Source organism: Streptomyces sp. TLI_146 (assembly GCF_002846415.1).
Classification (GTDB): Bacteria; Actinomycetota; Actinomycetes; order Streptomycetales; family Streptomycetaceae; genus Streptomyces.
On sequence record NZ_PJMX01000001.1, the window covers coordinates 4234887 to 4255673 of the forward strand.

17 protein-coding genes are annotated in these 20787 nt (G+C 73.0%); 14 read left to right on the forward strand and 3 right to left on the reverse strand.

Annotation, left to right across the window (positions count from 1 at the left end; all coding sequences use genetic code 11):
- The first annotated feature begins 154 nt into the window (after window positions 1-154).
- Both BX283_RS18960 and BX283_RS18965 read left to right on the forward strand, forming a co-directional pair.
- Window positions 155-910 (forward strand): DUF6879 family protein, encoded by a 756-nt coding sequence (locus tag BX283_RS18960; RefSeq protein ID WP_101388757.1) that lies wholly within the window; start codon window positions 155-157, stop codon window positions 908-910.
- A 13-nt stretch (window positions 911-923) separates the two neighbouring features.
- Window positions 924-1775 carry a helix-turn-helix transcriptional regulator gene (locus BX283_RS18965; protein ID WP_101388758.1) on the forward strand — a complete coding sequence of 284 codons (852 nt, stop codon included), beginning with the start codon at window positions 924-926 and terminating at the stop codon, window positions 1773-1775.
- A gap of 40 nt (window positions 1776-1815) precedes the next feature.
- Here the strand turns inward: BX283_RS18965 and BX283_RS18970 are convergent, their stop codons facing one another.
- Together BX283_RS18970 and BX283_RS18975 are read right to left on the reverse strand one after the other, a co-directional pair.
- Window positions 1816-3018: a GAF domain-containing protein gene (locus BX283_RS18970; RefSeq protein WP_143676435.1), complete on the reverse strand. Its 1203-nt coding sequence runs from the start codon at window positions 3016-3018 to the stop codon at window positions 1816-1818.
- Window positions 3019-3210: 192 nt separating this feature from the next.
- Window positions 3211-4344: a helix-turn-helix transcriptional regulator gene (locus BX283_RS18975; protein ID WP_257583111.1), complete on the reverse strand. Its 1134-nt coding sequence runs from the start codon at window positions 4342-4344 to the stop codon at window positions 3211-3213.
- A gap of 244 nt (window positions 4345-4588) precedes the next feature.
- Between BX283_RS18975 and BX283_RS18980 the strand changes: the two genes are divergently transcribed.
- From BX283_RS18980 to BX283_RS19030, 11 genes are all read left to right on the forward strand, one after another.
- On the forward strand, window positions 4589-6007 hold the full coding sequence (locus BX283_RS18980; RefSeq protein ID WP_101388761.1) for an FAD-binding oxidoreductase: 1419 nt from the start codon (window positions 4589-4591) through the stop codon (window positions 6005-6007).
- The gene (locus tag BX283_RS18985) at window positions 6004-6645 is read left to right on the forward strand and encodes an NADPH-dependent F420 reductase (protein ID WP_143676436.1); all 642 of its coding nucleotides are present in this window, start codon (window positions 6004-6006) and stop codon (window positions 6643-6645) included. The genes BX283_RS18980 and BX283_RS18985 overlap by 4 nt, the downstream gene beginning before the upstream one ends.
- Before the next feature lie 79 nt (window positions 6646-6724).
- A complete protein-coding gene (locus BX283_RS18990) occupies window positions 6725-7912 on the forward strand; it encodes an MFS transporter (RefSeq protein WP_101388763.1) in 1188 nt (395 codons plus the stop codon).
- A 242-nt stretch (window positions 7913-8154) separates the two neighbouring features.
- Entirely contained in the window at window positions 8155-9048 is an 894-nt protein-coding gene (locus BX283_RS18995) for an AfsR/SARP family transcriptional regulator (RefSeq protein WP_180357194.1), read from the forward strand.
- Between the two features lie 220 nt (window positions 9049-9268).
- Window positions 9269-10585, forward strand: a complete 1317-nt coding sequence (locus BX283_RS19000) for an aspartate kinase (RefSeq protein WP_101388765.1) — start codon at window positions 9269-9271, stop codon at window positions 10583-10585.
- A gap of 18 nt (window positions 10586-10603) precedes the next feature.
- On the forward strand, window positions 10604-11443 hold the full coding sequence (locus BX283_RS19005) for a 2-amino-3,7-dideoxy-D-threo-hept-6-ulosonate synthase (RefSeq protein ID WP_101388766.1): 840 nt from the start codon (window positions 10604-10606) through the stop codon (window positions 11441-11443).
- A gap of 14 nt (window positions 11444-11457) precedes the next feature.
- On the forward strand, window positions 11458-12564 hold the full coding sequence (gene griH / locus BX283_RS19010; RefSeq protein ID WP_101388767.1) for a 3-amino-4-hydroxybenzoic acid synthase: 1107 nt from the start codon (window positions 11458-11460) through the stop codon (window positions 12562-12564).
- A gap of 135 nt (window positions 12565-12699) precedes the next feature.
- Window positions 12700-13077: a tyrosinase family oxidase copper chaperone gene (locus tag BX283_RS19015; RefSeq protein WP_101388768.1), complete on the forward strand. Its 378-nt coding sequence runs from the start codon at window positions 12700-12702 to the stop codon at window positions 13075-13077.
- A 25-nt stretch (window positions 13078-13102) separates the two neighbouring features.
- The gene (locus BX283_RS19020; protein ID WP_101388769.1) at window positions 13103-14020 is read left to right on the forward strand and encodes a tyrosinase family protein; all 918 of its coding nucleotides are present in this window, start codon (window positions 13103-13105) and stop codon (window positions 14018-14020) included.
- A 19-nt stretch (window positions 14021-14039) separates the two neighbouring features.
- The gene (gene asnB / locus BX283_RS19025) at window positions 14040-15902 is read left to right on the forward strand and encodes an asparagine synthase (glutamine-hydrolyzing) (protein ID WP_101388770.1); all 1863 of its coding nucleotides are present in this window, start codon (window positions 14040-14042) and stop codon (window positions 15900-15902) included.
- Between the two features lies 1 nt (window position 15903).
- Entirely contained in the window at window positions 15904-17520 is a 1617-nt protein-coding gene (locus BX283_RS19030; protein WP_101388771.1) for a carboxylesterase/lipase family protein, read from the forward strand.
- Here BX283_RS19030 and BX283_RS19035 read toward each other — a convergent pair.
- Window positions 17513-18487 carry a LacI family DNA-binding transcriptional regulator gene (locus tag BX283_RS19035; protein WP_257583118.1) on the reverse strand — a complete coding sequence of 325 codons (975 nt, stop codon included), beginning with the start codon at window positions 18485-18487 and terminating at the stop codon, window positions 17513-17515. The genes BX283_RS19030 and BX283_RS19035 overlap by 8 nt on opposite strands.
- A gap of 209 nt (window positions 18488-18696) precedes the next feature.
- On the opposite strand from BX283_RS19035, the gene BX283_RS19040 reads away from it, so the two are divergent.
- Window positions 18697-20535 (forward strand): amidohydrolase, encoded by a 1839-nt coding sequence (locus BX283_RS19040; RefSeq protein ID WP_101388773.1) that lies wholly within the window; start codon window positions 18697-18699, stop codon window positions 20533-20535.
- The last annotated feature ends 252 nt before the right edge of the window (window positions 20536-20787 follow it).

A 20787-nucleotide genomic window follows, 5' to 3' on the forward strand; every position in this document is an offset into this window, starting at 1 on the left:
GGGTGTTGGGACTGCCCTGCGATGTTCTCAGATGTTCTCATAACGTGGCTGAATGTTCTCGTGTGTTCTGACATCGGAGACGACACTCTGTAGTGCACGGCACCCGGACCGGGAATGCTGAACGGACTCGGCCCCTACGCAAGGGAGTACGTCCATGGCTCGACGACTGCGCTTGAACGGCACGGGCAGCGGCAACGGAGGATGCCCTTCAGTGCACGAAGACCTGGATACCGGCGAGGTGATCGTTCACGGTCCGCCGCTCACCGACCCCGAGGCCATCGCCCAACTGCGCCACTTCTCCGAGGGGGAGGTGGCCATCGTGATGCCGCGCAGCGATCTCGCGGACTGGGTCCCCAAGGACACCACTCGCGCGGCACGGATCATCGGCCTGGAAGAGTTCGGACAGCTCTTCTCCACCTTCGAGCACTCGGCCTGGCGGCTGGAGACCCGCGGTGGCTACGCCTCTGACCGGGAGGAGGACACCTACCGCGAGTTCGTCGAGACCGGGACCGTCCAGTGGGATCCCGAGGACGCGTGGTGTGTCAACATGCGGCGCCAGACCTCGGCGGGCAAGCGCGTGGGAAGGGTGCGGATCGTCGACGACCCGCCGACCACCGGGCAGCTGTACCTACTTGACAACGCACGGCGCAATGCGGCCACGGGCGAGGACATGCGCAACCTGTGGCGTGCGGACGCAGAGCGGCTGCACCTCGGGAACGAAGACTTCTGGATCTTCGACTCCCGGCTGGTCGCCCTGCTTCACTTCGACGACGCCGACACCCTGCTCGACGTCGAGCTGATCACAGAACCTGCGGAAGTGGTGCGGTACTCGACCCTGCGCGACGCGGCGATCCATCACGCCGTCTCCTTCGAGGAGTTCGCGGCCCAGGTGGCCACCACAGCGGAGTAGTTACAGTGAACCGGTGAGCACCGACTACCAGCAGGCGCGTGCGGCCCTCGGAGCGAGGCTCCGCGAGCTGCGTCTCTCGTGCCCGGGCGGCCGGCTCACCGGTCCCCAGCTGGCCCGGCGGCTCGGCTGGACGCACTCCAAGATTTACAAGCTGGAGAACGGCAAGCAGACGCCCACCGCCGAGGATCTACGGGCCTGGGCGGACGGCACCGAGCAGTCCGCCGCGTACAGCGAACTCGAAGCGCGCCTAAGGGGGTTCGAGTCCCACATCAGGTCCTGGCGGCGGCAGCTCGCCCACGGTCACCGGCCCGTGCAGGAGACCTGGAAGGCCGAGATCGACCGCACGACCGTGCTTCACGTATGGGAGAACGCGGTGATCGTGGGCATGCTGCAGACAGCGGACTACGCCAGGTCGGTCTTCACCCACTACGCCGAGCTGCATGGGTCCGCCCGGGACACCGAGGACGCCGTACGCACCCGGATGCGGCGCCAGGAGTGGCTGTACGAGTCGGGGAAAAAGCTCCGCGTCCTCATGTGGGAGGCGGCCCTCCACGCCCGGATCTGCCCGCCCGCGGTGCTCGCCGCGCAGCTCGATCGACTGGCTGGGGCGATCGGGCTCGACACCGTCGAACTGGGCATCGTTCCGTTCGGGGCGCCGCTGAGCATCCCTCCGGCCAACGGCTTCTGGGTTCTGGACGATCGGCTCACGATCGTCGAGGATTGGCACGCCGAGCTGTGGCTGGACGATGCCGACACGATCGCCACCTACATGAAGGCCTGGGACGCCCTACGCAAGTCCGCCGTATACGGCCCCGAAGCCCACCGCCTGATCACCCGCGCCCGCGCCGCCCTCCAAGAACCCTGACCAGGACCCAGGCACACCCAGCCCGCGCCCAGCCGCAACCTCACGCACAATTGCTGTCGAACCCCCCAACCCCCGCCGCCCCCCTCCCCACCCCCACCGCCAGCGCCACCGCCTGCCCCGCGTAGGCCAGCATCCGTTCGCCCTCGGGGGTGAGGGTGGTGCGGGGGCGGGCCAGGATGTGGCCGAGCCAGGTCGTGCCCGCCCAGATCGCCGCCTGCCAGGTGCCGCCGTCCAGGAGTTGGGGGGTGCGGGGGGACGCGGTCGGTGGCGGGAGCGGGGGCCAGGTCTCCTCGCGGCCCGCCAGGACGCGGCCCCGGTGGTCGCGGACCAGGATCTCCGCGTCGAGCAGAACGCCCACCTCCGCCGCCAGGCCCGCCACGCCCTGGCCGGAGAGGGCGAAGCCGATGATGTGGTCGCGTACCGCCTCCAGCCAGCGCTCCGTCTCGATCGTCTCCATCGCCAGCGCGCTGTGCTCCTCCAGCTTGGCGACCTCGGCGTTGTAGAGCTCCAGCCACTGGGCCTTGTCGACCGCGGCCGCCGCCAGGTCCGCGAGGGAGCCGAGCAGGGCCGCCTCGTCGGGCTCGAAGTGGCGTACGTCGCGGTGCGCCGCGTACAGCACGCCCACCGTGCCGCTCGCGTGGTGCAGCGGCAGCGCGAGCACCGAGCGGATGCCCTCGCGGGCGATCGCCGCGTCCAGCTCCGGGTCGTGGTCCACCCGGGTCTCGGTCTGGTAGTCCGACGTCCAGAACGGGGCGCCCGTCGCCCGCACCACCGCGCCTATGCCGTGTTTGCCGGACAGTTGCAGGCCTATGTGCAGGGAGGTCGTGGCGCCCGCGGAGGCCCGGATCACCGAGTCGCCCGAGCCCGTCGTCAGCAGGGCCACGAACGCCATGTCCACCTGGAGCAGCGCCCTGGTGCGGTGGGCGACCGTCTTGACCAGGCCGTCCACGTCGCACGACGAGGCCAGTTCGCGGGCCGTGTCGAGCAGGGCCGCGAGGTCCGCCTCCCGTCTGCGGCGGCGGTCCAGGAGCCCGTGCACCGTACGGCCCAGACGGCCCGCCCGGTGGATGACCGCCAGCTCGTCCGCCGTCGCACCCCGGTCGTGCGCCCGTAACAGAACCTCGTCTATGCCGTCCAACGGGGCTTGTACGGCCAGGAGTTCAAGGATCTCCAGAGCGCCTGAGCCGTCCTCCCCGTCGCTCGGCTCCCAGTGTGCCGCCGCAGCCGTCGGCCTCTTCGCCACCACAAGCCTCCCCCGGACCCCGGACGCGTCGGCATCAGCGTTTGCGCCCAAGATATGTGCGCATTGTGTGGAGGCGGAAGGGGGGAGTCATGTTCATCCGGCATTTCTCGGCGAGGTGTTGAACCGGGCGGGGTTCCGCCCCGTGTGTATTCGCCCCCAGGGCCACCACCGGGTCGCCCCCGGGCCCGGGGCTCACCCCCACACCCGCTGCTCCGACTCCTCCCCCAGCGGCGCGTAGTGCTCGGTGAACAGCTTCGCCACCAACTCGCCGCGGCTGGACACCCGGACCTTCTCGAAGATCGCCTTCACATGGTCCCGGACGGTGTGCGGCGAGAGGAACAGTTTCCCGGCCATCTCCGCGGTGCCCAGACCGCGCGCGATGTGCTGGGTGATCTCCAGTTCGCGGTCGGTCAGTTCGTACGCCTTCACCATCAGCGGGGCGACCTCCGAGATCGAGGCGCGCTCGATCACCACCGCCGAGGCGCCCAGCTCGCCGTCCGCGCCGCGCAGGCAGGAGGCGTGGCAGGCCAGCCAGCGGCCGCCCTTGCTGCGCACCCGTACCCGGGCCACGCCCTTGTCCCAGCCGGCCGCGATGGCCCGAGCCTTGCTGGCCGTGCTGTGCATCCAGGCCGGGACCGCGACCCCCAGCGGGGTCGGGGTCGCGGGCCCCGGGACCAGGTCGTCCAGCAGTTCGCGGGCCTCGTCGTTGACCGAAAGGAGACGGCCCGCCGCGTCGAAGAGCAGCAGTCCGGGGCCGGGGCCGTGGCTCGGGGTCGGATCGGCCGAGGCGGACGGCTCCGTGAAGGAGCGCAGCCGTCTGGCCATCGCCGCCGACAGCTCCTTCACCACCAGCGTGTCGTCCGCGCCGAACGCCGGCGCCCCCTGCGCCCGGAACAGGCTGACCTGGCCCCACGGGTGGCCGCCCACCCGCAGCACGGCGCGCAGTTCGTCGTCGAGGCCGCGCGGCGCCAGGAAGTCGCGGTAGAGCGTGCTGCGGCCGGGCAGCCCGCCGGTGGCCTCGCGCAGCCCCGCCACCGGCAGCGGGGCGCGGGCCAGATCGCGGAACAGGTTGATGTTCTCCGCGAGCAGCTCGGACTCCCAGTAGACCGAACAGCCCTCCTCGGTGAGGTTCTCCACCCGGATCGGCGAGGTCATCATGCCCGTCACCGGGTCGGTGGCCCGCCATACCGAGGCGTCGTACGGGATGAGGCGGCGCAGCTGCTCGGAGGCGGTGGCGAACAGCGCCAGGGCGTCGGGGGCCGCGCCGATCGCCGTGAGGAGCGTGTCGATGGCGTGGGTGGTGCCGGGGTTCCTGGACGCGGTCACGGCCGGTACTCCTCGTTCGCCGCGCCTCCCGGTGCGCGGTGGGCGGCGGCTGTCGTCGGGTGCGCGGGTCTGCCCCGCCATCGTCCCTCACCCAACGCCCTTGCACACCCCCCTCAGTTGAGGGGGGCCGGGCCCCGCCAACACCTTGATCTCGGGATGTCGCCCGGACCGCCGCGCGGCCGACGATGGACAACGCCACGCCGACCCCGCCCCCCACCCCGCGCCGAATGAGGAGGCACCCACCGTGCGATCCGCCGTCCAGCACCCGCCGCACTTCCACCCCGACCAGGTCGCCGGGCTCGCCGCCGCGGTGCGGGGGCCCGTCCTCCTTCCCGGGCAGGACGGTTACGCCGAGGAGGGCGCGGGCTTCAACACGCTGCTGGAGCACCGCCCCGCGCTGGTCGTGGGCGCGACCGGGGCGGCGGACGTGGCGGCGGCGGTCCGGTTCGCCGCCCGGCACGGGCTGCCGGTCGCGGTCCAGGCGACCGGGCACGGCGCGGCCCGGGCCGCCGACGGCGCGGTGCTCGTCTCCACCCGCCGGATGACCGGGCTGCACATCGACCCGGACCGGGGCACCGCGCGGCTGGCCGCCGGGGTGCTGTGGGAGCAGGTCATCCACGAGGCCGCGCCCCATGGCCTGGCCCCGCTGAACGGGTCGTCGCCGCTGGTCGGAGCCGTCTCGTACGCGCTCGGCGGCGGGCTCGCCGTGATGGCCCGGACCTTCGGGTACGCCGCCGACCACATCCGGGGCGTCGACCTCGTCACCGCCGACGGCGCCCTGCGCCAGGTCGACGCGGAGCGCGAGCCGGAGCTGTTCTGGGGGCTGTGCGGCGGCAAGGGCAACTTCGGGGTCGTCACCTCGATGGAGATCGGCCTGATGCCGGTGCGCCGGCTGTACGGCGGGGCGCTCACCTTCGACGGCGCGCTGGCCCCGGCCGTGCTGCGCGCCTGGCTGGAGTGGACGGCGCGGGTGCCCGAGGAGATGAGCTCCTCGCTGGCCCTGGTCCGCTTCCCCGACGACCCGGCGCTCCCCGCCGAGGTGCGCGGCCGCTTCGTCACCCAGGTGCGGATCGCGTTCACTGGCGCGGCCACCGTGGGGGCGCAACTGGTCATGCCGCTGCGGGAGTTGGGCGAGCGCGTGCTCGACACCGTACGGGAGATGCCGTATACGGAGGTCGCCTCGATCCACGGCGATCCGACCGTGCCGTACACGTACCACGAACGCACCATGATGCTCGGCGAGCTGGACCGGACGGCGGCCGGGCGCATCCTCGCGGTGGCCGGGCCTGGCTCCGGCTGCTCGCTCGGGCTCGTGGAGCTGCGCCACCTCGGCGGGGCGCTGCGCCGCCCGGTGCGGCACGCGAACGCGGTGGGCAACCGGGACGCGCGCTACTGCCTGCTCACCGTCGCCCCCGGCGGGCCGCGCCCGGCCGCCCAGGGGCCGGACGACCTGCTCCTGGACCACCTGGCGCCCTGGGCGACCGGCGGCAAGTACCTCAACTTCCTGGACTCCTCGGCCGGGGAGGAGCATGTGCGCGCCGCCTACACGCCGGACGCGTACGCGCGCCTGGCCGCGCTCAAGGCGCAGTACGACCCGGGGAACATGTTCCGCGTCAACCACAACATCGCGCCCGCCGCGCTCCCGAGCGGGGTGTCGGCGTGAGTGTCGGGGTGGTCGGCGCGGGGCCGATGGGCCGGGCCGCCGCACGGCAGTTCGCACTCGCGGGCGAGACCGTACGGCTCGCGGACCGCTCCCCTGAGCTGGCGGTACGGGCCGCGGCGGCCGCGAGCGCGGGCACCCGGGGCAGCGTCGAGGCGCACGACGTCGCGGGGGTCCTGGAGGCCGAGCTGATCACGCTGGCGATGGGCACCGACGAGACCCTGGCGTTCGTCGTCCACCACCGCTCGGCGCTCGCCGGGAAGATCCTCATCGACACCACCAACCCGGTGGAGGAGGGCGGCGGCTCGGCGCTCGGCCGCACGGGCCCCAGCATGACCGAGCTGATCGCCCGGGCCGCGCCGCAGGCCTCCGTGGTCAAGGCGTTCAACACCACCTGCGCGGCGACCCTGTTCGCCGGCCGGGTCGACGGCGCCCACCTCGACGTGTTCGTGGCGGGCGACGACTACAGCGCCAAGATCCCGGTCATCGAGCTCATCGACCGGGCGGGGCTGCGCGGCCTCGACGCGGGCGATCTGCGCAACGCGCACGTCCTGGAGCAGATGGCGCTGCTGTGCATGGAACTCATCGAGCGGCTCGGCCTGGGCCTGGGCGCCGGGATCAAGCTCCTGCCCGACGGATGACCGCTCCCCCGGTCGCACCCGCGACCGCGACCGACCGGCCGTCCCCTACCCCTCCCCCGCACACTCCCAAGGAGCCATCGTGCGACTGCGACTTCTCGTCCTCGCGCTGGGAAACTTCGCGATGGGCGTCGACACGTTCATCATCGCGCCGATCCTCGACCCCATGGCCGACGACTTCGGCGTCTCCCGCACCACCGCGGGCTGGCTGATCACCGCGTTCGCCCTCGCGTACGCGATCGGCGGACCGCTGCTCGCGGCGGCCACCGGGCACCGGCCGCCCCGCCAGCTGCTGCTGGGCGCCCTGGGCGTCTTCGCGGTCGGCAACGCGCTGACCGCCGTGGCCGGGGACTACTCCTGGGCCATGGTGGGCCGGGTCGTCGCCGGTGCGGGCGCCTCCATGTACACCGCCAACTCTCTCGCCGTGGCACGGGCGATGGTGCCGCCCGAGCGGGCCGGACGGGCGGCGGCCCTGGTGGTGGGCGGGCTGACCGCGGCCATCGTGCTGGGCCTGCCGCTGGGCGCCTGGCTGGGCGACCAGGCGGGCTGGCGTGCGGCGCTGTGGCTGGTGGTGGGGCTGACGGCGGTCGCGACCGCCGGGATCGCGGCGACCGTCCCGCAGCTCAAGGGGCAGGCCGCGACGACCCTGCGGGCCCGGCTCGCGCCGCTGGGCCAGCCGCGCGTTTTGGTCACACTGATCGCCACCTGGCTCTGCCTGAGCACCAGTTGGACCGTCTACAACTACATCGACGAGGTGATGGACAAGGCGACCGGCGGCGACGCGGGCCGCACCTCGCTGATCCTGCTCTGCTTCGGCATCGGGGCGGTGTCGGGCAACCTGCTCACCGGGCGCCTGACCGACCGGATCGGGCCGGTGCGCACCATCACGGTCGCCGCGCCGCTCCTGGTCGCCGCCGCCACCCTCACCCCGCTGCTGTCCAAGTCGCTGGGCGCGGGCATCGCGATGGCGGTCGCGTGGGGCGTGTGCCACTGGATGATCAACGTGCCGCAGCAGATGCGGCTGGTGGCGACCGCGCCGCAGTCCGCCCCGCTCCTGCTCGGCCTGCACCAGAGCACGATCTACATCGGCATCAGCACCGGCGGTGTGGCGGGAGCCGCCGGGTACTCCGCCGACGGCGCCTCGGGCGTCGGCTACGCCGCGCTGGCCGTGGGGGTGGTGGCGCTGGGCATGCTCGCGCTCTCCCTGCGGATCAACCGGCCCGCCGCGGCCCCCGCGACGGCCGCCCCGGCCACGGCTCCGGCGCGGTAGCCGGGCGCCAAAGGGACGCGGAAGGCGGGCGCCTCCACGCGTACTCCACGGGCCATCTGAAATCCTTGCCGAAGACGTTCCGCCCGGCCGCCGCATCGGCCGGGCAGGAATAGCCTCCGGAGGCCGAAATCAGGCCTCCGGAGGCCGAAATGTCTTGCTAGAACGCCGACTTGGGGAGGGCTCAGCCAATGCAGTCAGCGGGAAACCAAGCATTCACTTTCCGGATACTCGGCCCACTTGAAGTGGAATGCGCGGGCCGGAAGGTCCGCCTGGGAGGCTTTAGGCAGCAGGCACTGCTCGCGACGCTCTTACTGGAAGCCGAACACGTCGTACCGATCGAACGCCTCCTGGAGGCCATCTGGGAGGACACCCCGCCCGCCTCGGCCAAGGGACAGGTGCGGATCTGCGTCTCGGCGATCCGCCGCCAGTTCGTCGGCGCGGGCGTGGGCGACCTCATCGAGACGCACCCCGCCGGATACCGCATCCGGCTGCCCAGCACCGCGCTCGACCTGGCCCGCTTCGAGCACCTGGCTTCCCTCGGGCGCCGGGCGGCCCGCGACAAGCAGCCGGAGCAGGCGGTGGACCTGTTCCGCTCGGCACTGGCGCAGTGGAAGGGCCCGGTGGCGGCGGGCCTGGAGAGCAGGGTGCTGCGCCAGGCCGCCACCATGCTGCGCGAGGAGCAGCTCTCCGTACTGGAGGAGTGCGTCGACCTGGAGCTCCAGATGGGGCGGCACCGCAAGGTCGTCGGGGAGCTGTACCGGCAGGTCGCCGAGAACCCCTACCGCGAGCAGATGTGCGCCCAGCTGATGCTCGCCCTGTACCGCTCGGGGCGGCAGGCGGACGCGCTGCGGCAGTTCCGCGAGACCCGGACGCTCCTGTCGGCGGAGCTCGGCATCGACCCCGGTGAGTCGCTGCGCACCCTGGAGCGGGCCATCCTCGCCGAGGACCCGTCCCTGGAAACACCCGCCCGGCCCGCCCCGGAGCAGCCGGGCCCGGCCCCCGTCGGCTCGCTGATCCGGCAGCCCGTGCATCGCGCCGTGAAGACGTCCTGGACCGACCACACCCTGGCCATGCGCACCCGGCTGACCAGTTTGCAGCAGGCCAACCTCCGCCTCCAGGCAACGTTGAAACTCTGACGAAATCCGGTGGGGCGCGGTCCCCACCAGCGATTTCCCCCATGCCCCGTGCCTTCGGCACGGGGCATTTCGCATCCGGTATCGCCGCGCGCGGCTCCGCGATATCCGCGTGAAACCTGGCCGATACGCACCTCGGGGAGCGTCACCGCCGGTGGGGCCGGACGGGACGTACGGGGACCCGGGAAACGGCCTCGCCGAAGCCGCAGGAAAGGACTGCTTCATGGCTCTCTCGAACGGCGGAGGTGACCCCTCGCACGCCGAACGCCCCGACCGGCGCGGGCCCGTGGTGCACAAGTACGGCGGGAGCTCGCTCGCCACGCTCAAGCAGGTACGCGCCGTGGCGCAGCGGGTCGCGGCCGCCCGCCGCACCGGCCGCGACGTGGTCGTCGTGGTCTCGGCCCGGGGCAACACCACCGACCGGCTGCTCCAGCTGACGGAGTCCGTCGGGGCACCCCCGGCGGGCCGGGAGACCGACCAACTGCTCGCGACCGGCGAGAGCGCGTCGGCCGCGCTGCTCGCCATGGCCCTGCACCGGACCGGGGTGCGGGCGGTGTCCCTGGTCGGTGCCCAGACCGGCATCCTGGCGACCGGGGCGCACGGCCGGGGCGTGATCGTCGCCGTCGACACCGAGGCCATCGGCGAGGTGCTCGCCCAGGGCGCGGTCGCGGTGGTCGCCGGGTTCCAGGGGCTGACCGCCCGCCGGGACGTGATCACTCTGGGGCGCGGCGGGTCGGACACCACGGCGGTGGCCGTGGCCGCCGAACTCGGCGCCGCCCACTGCGAGATCTACACCGACGTCGACGGCGTGTTCACCGCCGACCCCCGGCTGCTGCCCGGCGCCTCGGTGCTGCCGGTCGTCGACGTCGACGTGATGGCCGAGATGTCGTTCGCCGGCGCCCGGGTCATGCACGCCCGGGCCGTGGAGCTGGCGGCGCTGCGCAACGTCGACATCCACGTCAAGCACTCCGCACGGCCCGGCCCCGGGACCGTGATCGCCGCCAGGGAGGAGACGAAAGCCGCCATGCTCGAATCACCGACGACCGTCACCGGAGTGGTCCTCGACGCGGACGTGGCCCGGGTGACCCTGCGCTTCGGCGCGGGTGACGCGGACGCGGCCACCGACGTCTTCGCCTTCCTCGCCCGCGAGTCCCTCTCCGTCGACATGGCGGCGCTCTCCGACGAGAGCACGGGCGTGAACATCGGCATCACCCTGCGCACCGACGACGTACAGCCGCTGCGCGACTACCTGGCCCGGCGCCCCGGGCCGCCGGGCCGGCCCATGGAGTCCGACGAGGGGATCACCAAGCTCTCCCTGGTCGGTACGGGACTGCTCAGCCGCCCGGACAGCACCGCCCGGATGCTGCGCTGCCTCAAGTCCGCAGCCATCGCGCCCAGTTCCGTCTCCACCTCGCAGATGCGGATCTCGGTGACCGTCCCGGACGACGAGGCGGTCCGGGCCGCCCGGGTCCTGCACGACGAGTTCGGTCTCGCCGCACTCAACGCCGGGTCGGGCTTCACCGCGCCCGTGCCCGCCTGATCCGACAGAGGAGGTTCGATGATGTTGCACCATTCGTTCGCACGCCAGTTACGGCTGCGGCGCATCCACCGCCACGGCGGCGACCGGCTGCTGATCGTCCCGCTGGACCATTCGGTCACCGACGGCCCGCTGACCGGCGGCAACCGTCTCGACCACCTGGTCGGGCAGCTCGCCGACAACGGTGTGGACGCGGTGGTCCTGCACAAGGGCAGCCTGCGGTACGTCGACTCCGCCCGGTTCGCCCGCACCTCGCTGATCGTGCACCTGAGCGCCAGCACCGTGCACGCCCCCGACCCCAACGACAAGTACCTGGTCGCCAGCGTCGAGGAGTGCCTGCGGCTGGGCGCCGACGCGGTCAGCGTGCACGTCAACCTGGGCTCCACGCAGGAGCGGCAGCAGATCGCGGACATGGCCGCCGTGGCGGACGCCTGCGACCGGTGGAACGTGCCGCTGCTCGCCATGATGTACCCGCGCGGCCCGAAGATCACCAACCCGCGCGACCCGGCGCTGATCGCCCACGCCGCCTCGCTCGCGGCCGACCTGGGCGCCGACATCGTCAAGACGGTCTGCGCCGAGTCGATCGCCGAGATGCGCGACATCACCTCCGCCTCCCCCGTCCCCCTGGTCGTCGTCGGCGGCCCCCGGGAGCCCGACGAGTCCCGGGTGCTCGCGTACGTCGACGAGGCGCTGCGCGGCGGCGCCAGCGGCGTGGCGATGGGCCGCAACGTCTTCCTCGCGCCGGACCCCGGGGCCATGGCCGCCAAGGTCGCCCGGCTGATCCACCCCGTACCGCACGAGGTGCCCGCGCCCGCCGCGGTCGCCGAATCCCTCGCCGTACCGCTGACCACCGTCTCTTAAGAGGAGTTCTCCCCATGAAGCTCAGCTGGCTCGACGCCCGTTCGCTCGGCGAGGCCAAGGACGCCATCCTCCAGGAGGCCCTGCACTACCGGCTGGAGGGCGTCGTCGCGGACGACCCCGCCGACCTGGCCGACCTGCCGCCGACCATCACCAAGGTGCTCTTCCCGCAGGGCAAGCCGCTGCCGGAGTCGTTCGGCGACGCGTCCGTGGTGATCGTGGACCCCGCCCGGCACGGCATCACCCCCGCCGAACTCACCATCAAGCACCCGGAGGTGGAGTTCGGGCGCTTCGTGGAGATCATCGACGCGCCGACCCTTGAGGACGCCTGCGAGTCCGCGCGCACCGAGAAGTGGAGCGTGCTGCTCTTCCGCGACCCCACCAAGATCCCGCTGGAGATCGTGATCGCGGCGGCCGCCCGGTCCACCGGCAGCATGATCACGGTGGCCCAGGACGTGGAGGAGGCCGAGATCATCTTCGGCGTCCTGGAGCACGGCTCGGACGGCGTGATGATGGCCCCCAAGGCCGTCGGCGACGCGGCCCAGCTGAAGAAGGCCGCCACCGCCGAGGTGCCCGACCTCAACCTGGTCGAGCTGGAGGTGCGCCACACCGAGCACATCGGGATGGGCGAGCGGGCCTGCGTCGACACCTGCACGTACTTCCGCGAGGACGAGGGCATCCTGGTCGGCTCGCACTCCAAGGGCATGATCCTGTGCGTCAGCGAGACGCACCCGCTGCCGTACATGCCGACCCGTCCGTTCCGGGTCAACGCCGGGGCGATCCACTCGTACACCCTCTCCAAGGACGAGCGGACCAACTACCTCAGCGAGCTCAAGGCGGGCAGCAAGGTCCTGGCCGTGGACATCAAGGGGCAGACCCGGCTCGTCACGGTCGGGCGCGTCAAGATCGAGTCGCGGCCGCTGATCTCTATCGACGCGGTGGCGCCGAACGGGCAGCAGGTGAATCTGATTCTTCAGGACGACTGGCACGTGCGGGTCCTTGGACCCGGGGGTGTCGTCCTGAACAGCACGGAGCTGAAGCCGGGGGACAAGGTGCTGGGGTTCCTGCCCAGCGAGGACCGGCATGTGGGTTACCCGATCGATGAGTTCTGCCTGGAGAAGTGACCGGGTTCTAGGTCGTCGGTCTGCTGCGGGCCGTCCCCAACTGGTCGCGCAGTTCCCCGCGCCCCTGTAGGGCGCCCAGTACCGCATCGGTCCTGGGCGCCCCCCACCCACCCCCACCACAGAAAGGACTCCCCCATGCTCAATCGCCGCGATGTGATCAAGCGGGGCGCCGTCGCCGCCACCGTTGCCACCGGGATCGCCGGGGCCGGCGGGGTGGCCGTGTACGGCACCCGTCATGACGGCTCTCCCGCCGTCGCCGCCGCCCGGAGCGACGACCACACCGAGACCTACAAGGGCCGCACCATACGGGTCACCCAGGCCGGTGACGGTCACGCCGTCTCCATCGACGGCAAGCCGCTGCACCTGATGAAGCTCGGCGAGGGCGCCTATCTGAGCGCCCTGTGCCACTACGAGGTCGCCAAGACGCCGCTGCACGCCGCCCGCGCCGCCGTCGACGAACTGCACGGCGCCAACCTCGTACCGCTCGGCGACGGCTTCCACCACTCCATGTGATCCCGCGAGATTGAGGAACAGGACCATGACGCACGTCCGCAGGAACCACCTGGACATGTCGCGCAGCGAGCGGCGGCGGTTCATCAAGGCCGTTCTGGAGATCAAGCGGCGCGGGATCTACGACCGGTTCGTCAAGCTCCACGTCGACGTCAACTCCCAGGACTACCTGGACAAGGACACCGGCAAGCGGGTCGGCCACATCAACCCGGGGTTCTTCCCCTGGCACCGGCAGTACCTGATGGAGTTCGAGAAGGAGCTGCGCCGGGTCGACCCGACGGTGACCCTGCCGTACTGGGACTGGACCAAGGACCAGTCGCCCCACTCCCCGCTGTGGGCCGACGACTTCATGGGCGGCGACGGGCGGCCCTCCGACGGCATGGTGATGACCGGGCCGTTCGCCTACCCCAACGGCTGGCAGCTCAAGGTCAACGTGCAGCCCGAGGGCGACGAGAACCCGGCGCTCAACGGCCACTACACCGTGGACGACCGCAAGTTCCTGATCCGGCGCATCGGGCAGAAGCTGCCGTCGCTGCCCTCGCCCGAGCAGTTGCAGCAGACGATGGACCTGCCGGTGTACGACTGCCCGCCGTGGAACTACACCTCCGGCAGCCAGCCCCCGTACAACAGCTTCCGCAACCACCTGGAGGGCTACACCAACTTCGCCTGGGAGCCCCCGGCCGGGAAGCTGCACGGCGCCGGGCACCAGTGGGTGGGCGGCCACATGATGTACATCTCCTCGCCCAACGACCCGGTGTTCTTCCTGCACCACTGCTTCATCGACAAGATCTGGGCGGACTGGCAGACGCTCCACCCGGACGTGCCGCACTACCTGCCGCAGGAGCCGACCCCCGAGGTCGCCGACCCGAGCACCCCGCTGTTCCCGTGGCACACCAGGACCGTCGCCGAGGTCATCGACCACCGCCCGTTCTACACCTACGCCTGACGAGAGGGGGGTCTGAGACATGTGCGGTATAGCGGGCTGGGTCGGTTACGGCCACGACGTGACGCGGCACGAGGACAGCGCCCGGGCCATGACCGCCACCATGGTCTGCCGGGGCCCCGACGCGGGCGGCGTGTGGACCGGCCGGCACGTCGCGCTCGGCCACCGGCGCCTCGCGGTCATCGACATCGAGGGCGGCAGGCAGCCGATGGCCGCCGGGTTCGGCGTCGCCCCCGAGGCGGTCGTCACCTACAGCGGCGAGGTCTACAACTACCGCGAGCTGCGCGCCGAGCTGAGCGCCCGGGGCCACCGGTTCCGTACCAACAGCGACACCGAGGTGGTGCTCCAGGCGTATCTGGAGTGGGGCGACGCCTTCGTCGAGCGGCTCAACGGCATGTTCGCGTTCGCCCTGTGGGACACCCGCACCGAGGAACTGCTCCTGGTGCGCGACCGGATGGGCGTCAAACCGCTCCTGTACTACCCCACCGAGGACGGGGTGCTCTTCGGCTCCGAGCCCAAGGCGATCCTCGCCCACCCGCTGGCCGAGCCGGTCGTCGACGCCGAGGGCCTGCGCGAGGTGTTCGGCCTGACGATGACGCCCGAGAACGCCGTGTTCCGGGGGATGTACGAGGTGCGGCCCGGCAGCATGGTCCGGCTCTCGCGGCGCGGGCTGCGCAAGACGCGGTACTGGCAGCTGGAGTCCCGGCCGCACACCGACGACCTGGACACCACCGTCGGCACGGTCCGCGAGATCCTCGACGACACCGTGCGCCGCCAGCTCGTCTCCGACGTGCCGCTGTGCTCGCTGCTCTCCGGCGGACTCGACTCCAGCGCCGTCACCGCGCTCGCCGCCCGGGCGCTCGCCGAGGAGGGCGGCGGCGAACGCATCCGCACCTTCTCCGTCGACTTCACCGGCCACGCCGAGCGGTTCGAGGCCAACGCGGTGTGGGAGGCGCCGGACGCGCCCTTCGTGAAGGAGGCCGTCGCCCACATCGGCACGGACCACGAGGACATCGTCCTCGACAACGCGCAGCTGCTCACGCCCGAGGTGCGCGGCGCGGTCCTGCGGGCGCTCGACCTGCCCACGGTCACCGGTGACATGGAGTACTCGCTGTACCTGCTCTTCCAGGCGGTACGGGCCCGCTCCACGGTCGCCCTGTCCGGCGAGTCGGCCGACGAGCTCTTCGGCGGCTACAGCCACTTCCACGACCCCGAAGCGGTCTCCTCGGCCACCTTCCCCTGGCACCTGCCCTACCGCCGGGCCGGCGGCCAGGACGCCCTGCGCACCACGGGGCTGTGGGACCGGCTCGACCTGGGCGCCTACATCGACCAGCGGTACAAGGAGTCGATCGCGGACGTCCCGGTCCTGCCCGGCGAGAGCCCGCAGGAGGCGCGGATGCGCGAGATCAGCTATCTGCACCTCACGCGCTTCGTGAACTTCCTGCTCGACCGCAAGGACCGCATCAGCATGGCGGTGGGCCTGGAGGTCCGCGTCCCGTTCTGCGACCACCGCCTGGTCGAGTACGTCTTCAACACCCCGTGGGCGATGAAGACGTTCGACGGCCGCGAGAAGAGCCTGCTGCGCGCCGCCACCCAGGACGTGCTGCCGCGCTCGATCGTGGAGCGCAAGAAGAGCCCGTACCCGTCCACCCAGGACGTCCAGTACGAGCTGTCCCTGCGCGACCGCATCACGGCCCTGGCCTCGGGCGACTCCCCCGTCCTGGACCTGGTCGACCCCAAGGGCCTGCGGCGCCTGCTGGAGCGGCCGGTGGGCTCGTACTCGATCGGCGGGCCCTACAGCGGGCGCGCGGTCATGGAGCGGCTGATCGACCTGGACGCGTGGATCCGCGGCTACGGCATCCGCTTCGTGCCCGAGGCGGGCTGAGATGCCCTCACCCGCGCCGGGGCGCCGGGCGGTCCTGGCGGCCTCGGCCGCGGCGGCCGTGGGCTGGGCGGCACCGGCCGTCGCCGCCCCCTCCGGCCCGGCGGTGGCCCGCACCACCGCCGGGCCGGTGGCCGGGGCCCGCGCCGACGGCGCCCTGGCCTTCCGGGGCGTGCCCTACGCCCGGCCGCCGCTGGACGAGCTCCGGTTCGCCTCGCCGCGGCCGCCGCGCCCCTGGCGGGAGGTGCGGGACGCGACCCGGTTCGCCCCGGCGTTCCTCCAGACCGTCGACCCCGCCAGCAGCGAGGACGGCCTCTACGCCAACGTGTGGACGCCCGCCCTGCACGGGCGGCGCCCGGTACTCGTCTACATCCACGGCGGCGGCTGGCAGGTGGGCGCGGGCAGTCTGCCGACGTACGACGGAGCCCGCCTCGCGGTCCGCGGCGACCTCGTCGTCGTCACCTTCAACTACCGCCTGGGGCCGTTCGGTTTCGGCTACCACGAGGACCTGACCGACGAGAGCACCGGCGACTGCGCCAACTGGGGCCTCCAGGACCAGGCCGCGCTGCTGCGCTGGGTGCGGGACAACGCCGAGGCGTTCGGCGGCGACCCGCACAACATCACCCTCAGCGGCACCTCGGCGGGCGGCGCCTCCGCCTGGCAGCTCGCGCTCCGCCCCGAACTGCGCGGCCTGGTCCGCCGGATCGTCCCGATCAGCGCCTGCCACGTCTGGCAGCCCGCCACCTCGCTGACGGTCCCGGACGCGCGCCGGGCGTACGAGGAGGTGGCCGCCCGGCTCGGCACGACCGTACGGGGACTGCGCGCCGCGCCCGCCGGGGCGCTCCGGGACGCCTGGTGGACGGTCTTCGGCGGCGCTCCGGGCGGGCGGGCGGTGGGCAGCGGGCGCGAGTACCGGGGCCCGGTGGTCGACGGCCGCTGGATGCGCGGCTTCGACCACGAACTGGCCACCCCCGCCCTGCCCATCCTGTCGGTCCACACCCGTACCGAAGGCTCCTTCTACACCGGCCCCGGCTCCCCGATCCCCACCCCCGCGCCCACCGACGACGCCTCGCTGCGGGAGGCGGTGCGCGGGGTGCTGCTCAAGGGCGCGGCGCGGGTGCCGGACTCGCTGGTGGACGGGTGCGTCGACGCGTACCGGGCGGCGGCCGTGGCCGACGGGCTGCCGCTGGACCCGGTCTCGCTGTGGACCGACGTCTGGGGCGACGGGCTCTTCCGGTACCTGAACGTCCGGCTCGCCGAGCGGCACGCCCGTACGGGAACGGCGCCCGGCCACCTCATGGAGTTCGCGCACCCGGCCCGACCGCCGTGGTTCGGCACCCCGCACGAGCACACCTCGCCGTTCCTCTTCGGCACCTACGGGCTCCCCGAGAACGTCGGCGCGTGCGGCGACGGCCCGGCCGAGGCGGAGGTCAGCGCCGCGTTCATGGACGCGGTGGCGTCGTTCGCGCACACCGGCACCGTGCCGTGGCCGGTCTTCTCCCCGGATCGCCCCAGCACCCTGATCCTGGGCGAGCCGGGCGGCCCGCGCCTGGCGCACCCCACCAAGGCGCAACAGCTGCGGTTCTGGGACGACAACGCATGGGTGCCGCCGATCAGTTGACGGCCCGCAGCGAGGAAGCCCTCGGGGTGAGCCGCGCCGGAACCGTCTGCCCCGACCCGCCGTGGCCGCCCTCGACCAGATCCACGAGCGCGGCCACGGCGGCCCTGGCCGTGCGGTGCGGTGCGAGCGTCACCGTGGAGACGGGCGGGGCGGTTCTCTCGTACGCCGGATCCTCGCTCGCGCACACCACCAGCAGGTCGTCCGGCACCCGCAGCCCGCAGCGCGCCGCCGAGGCCAGCACCCGGTGGCCGCACGGGTCGTAGAGGCCGTGCACCGCGTCCGGGCGGCCGGGCCCGGCGAGCAGGGCGTCCAGGGTCCGGCCGTCGCGGTCGTCGAAGTCCAGCGGCACGACCCTGGGCTCGCTGCCGCGCGCCGCGCACCACTCCTCGTACGCCGCCCGGCAGCTGCGCGTGTAGTGCTCCTCCCCCGGGCCCGCGACCAGGGCGATCCGCCGGGCGCCGCGCGAGGCGAGGTGGTCCAGGACCTCGTGCGTGGTGGCCCGGTGGTCGTTGTCCACCCACGCCTCGCGCGCCCCGAGCCGCGCCGGGCGGCCGTCGAAGACCAGCGGCAGGCCCCGGGCGCGCAGGACGCGGACGACGGGGTCGTCGGGCGGGCTGTCCAGGAGCACCGCCCCGGCGACCGGCACGGTCCGCCACAGCGACTCGGCGGGCGCGGCCGGGAGGGCGATCAGGGCGTAGCCGCGCCGGTGCGCGGCGGCCGTGGCGGCGCTGATCGCCCGGGCGTAGAACGGGATGCCCGCGAAGTCCCAGGAGAGCGTGCCGTACGTGGTGACGGCGAGGGCGAGGGTACGGGGCGGGGGCTCGCCGTAGCCGAGCGCAGCGGCGGTCGCCCGCACCCGGGCGCGGGTCGGCTCGGCCATGCGGCCGGTGCCGTTGAGGGCGTTGGAGACGGTCGCCACGGACACCTCGGCCGCGCGGGCCACATCGGTGAGGGTCACTCGGGGCACGGCCTCAGCGTACGGAATCCGTTGCCCGAGCGGGAGTTCGCGGAGCAGATCGGCTGCGGCGGGGCGCTGGTGGTTAAGGGATTAATCGCGAAGGGTGCGGTGCGAAACGGGGCGTACGGCCGCCGCTCGCGACCGCGGTCCGCGGCCGGGTGGTTCGCGGCCGCCGCCCCGGACCCGTCCGCCCTCGCCCCCTCACCCCAGGAGCAGCCATGCGCAGCAGCGCCTCTCCCTCCCGCCGTCTGGTGCTGGCGGCCGCCCTCGGGACGGCCGCCGCCTCCGTCGCGGCGCCCGGTACCGCCGTCGCCTCCTCCCCGCGGCGCTCCGCCGCGCTCGTCGTGCACCGGGCGCGGGTGCTCACCGGCGAGCCGCACGCGCCCGTACGGGAGGCGGTCGCCGTCGGGCGGGACGGCCGGATCCTGGCGACCGGCACCGATGCCGAGCTGCGGCGGTACATCGGCCGGGACACCGAGGTCGTCGACGCGCGCGGGGCGACGGTCATGAGCGGCATCCACGACGGCCACGCCCATCCGCTGGGCGCGGGCGAGCGCAGCCTCCACCCGACGCTGGAGGGAGCGAGCCTGACGGTCCATCAACTCCAGGACAGGCTAAGGGAGTTCCTGGCCGCCGACGCGGCCCACGAGCCCGACGGCTGGCTGGTGGTGGAGGACTGGAACCCGGTCGGGCTGCTGCCCGCCGGGACCGTCCCGCACCACCGCATGCTCGACGCGCTGCCGACCCGCCGCCCCATCGCGCTCATCGGCAACGACGGGCACAACGCGTGGGCCAACCAGCGGGCGCTCGACCTCGCCGGGATCACCGCGAGCACCCCCGACCCGGCGGGCGGCCAGATCGTGCGCGACCCGGACGGAAAGCCGGGCGGCCTGCTGAAGGACACGGCCCAGGACCTCCTGACGCGGGTGATCCCGCCGCCGAGCCGGGCGGAACTCCTGGACGCCTGCGCCAAGGCGCTCGCCCAGGCGGCCGCGTCGGGCATCACCACGTTCATGGACGCGTCGGTGGACATCCACCAGCTCGACACGTACGCCGCGCTGTCCGCCGCCGGCCGGCTGCCGCAGCGGATCGTGCCCGCGCTCCTGATCGGGCCGGAGCTGGCGAAGGATCCGGCGGGGGCGCTGCGTCACGTACGGGATCTGCGGGCGCGGTACGGGCAGGTGCGGGGGCTGCGGTTCGGCACGGCGAAGGTGTTCCTGGACGGGGTGATCGAGTACCCGTCGCAGACGGCGGCGCTGCTGGCCCCGTACCTGGACGCGGAGGGCAGGCCGACGTCCCACCGGGGCGACCTGTACGTCTCGTCCCGGGACTACGGCCGCCTGGCGACGGTGTTCGACCGGGCGGACTGGCAGCTGCACGCGCACGCGATCGGGGACCGGGCGGTGCGGACGGCGCTCGACGGGTACGAGACGGCGGTACGGGCGAACGGCCGCCGCGGCAACCGCCACACCGTGGCCCACCTCCAGCTCGTCCACCCCTCGGACTACCGCCGCTTCGCCCCGCTCGGGGTGGTCGCGTGCATGCAGCTCCAGTGGGCGATGCGGGACATCTGGACGATGGAGGCGCTGCTGCCGTACATCGGCCCCGAGCGGCACCGGCTGATGTATCCCGCGCGGAGTCTGGAGCGCCACGGGGCGGCTCTGGCGGGCGGCTCCGACTGGCCGGTGGACCCGCTCCAGACGTGGAACCAGGTCCGTACGGCGGTGGACCGGGAGGGGTCGGAGGCGGGGCAGGGCGCGCTGTATCCCGAACTGGAGGGCCTGACCCGGGCGTCGTCGTTGCGCATGCACACGGCGGGGACGGCGTACCAGTTGCGCATGGAGCGGGTGAGCGGGCGTCTGCTGCCGGGGATGGCGGCGGACCTGGTGGTGCTCGACCGCGACGTGACGCGGGTCCCGATCGCGGAGGTGTCGGGGACCGGGGTCCGTCTGACGCTGGTGGGGGGCCGGGTGGTCCACGAGGGCGCGGCGCCGCCCGCGGGGCCGCGGCGGGCGAGGTCGCTGACGGGGGTGCACGGGGCCTGCGGGTGCGGGTGACCCTTCGGGGGCCCGGTGTTCGCCTGCGGGCCGGTGGTGGGCTGGTCGCGCAGTTCCCCGCGCCCCTGAAAATGCCGCTGCGCGGCAATCCCCTGGGCGCCCCGCAGGGGCGCATTTAAGGGGCGCGGGGAACTGCGCGAGCAACCGGCCACGGTCCGCAGACGAACGAGGGCTTAGGGGCGCGGGGAACTGCGCGACCAGTTGGGGACGGCCCGCAGACGAACGGCATCCCGGGGCGCAGCCCCGAAAGCG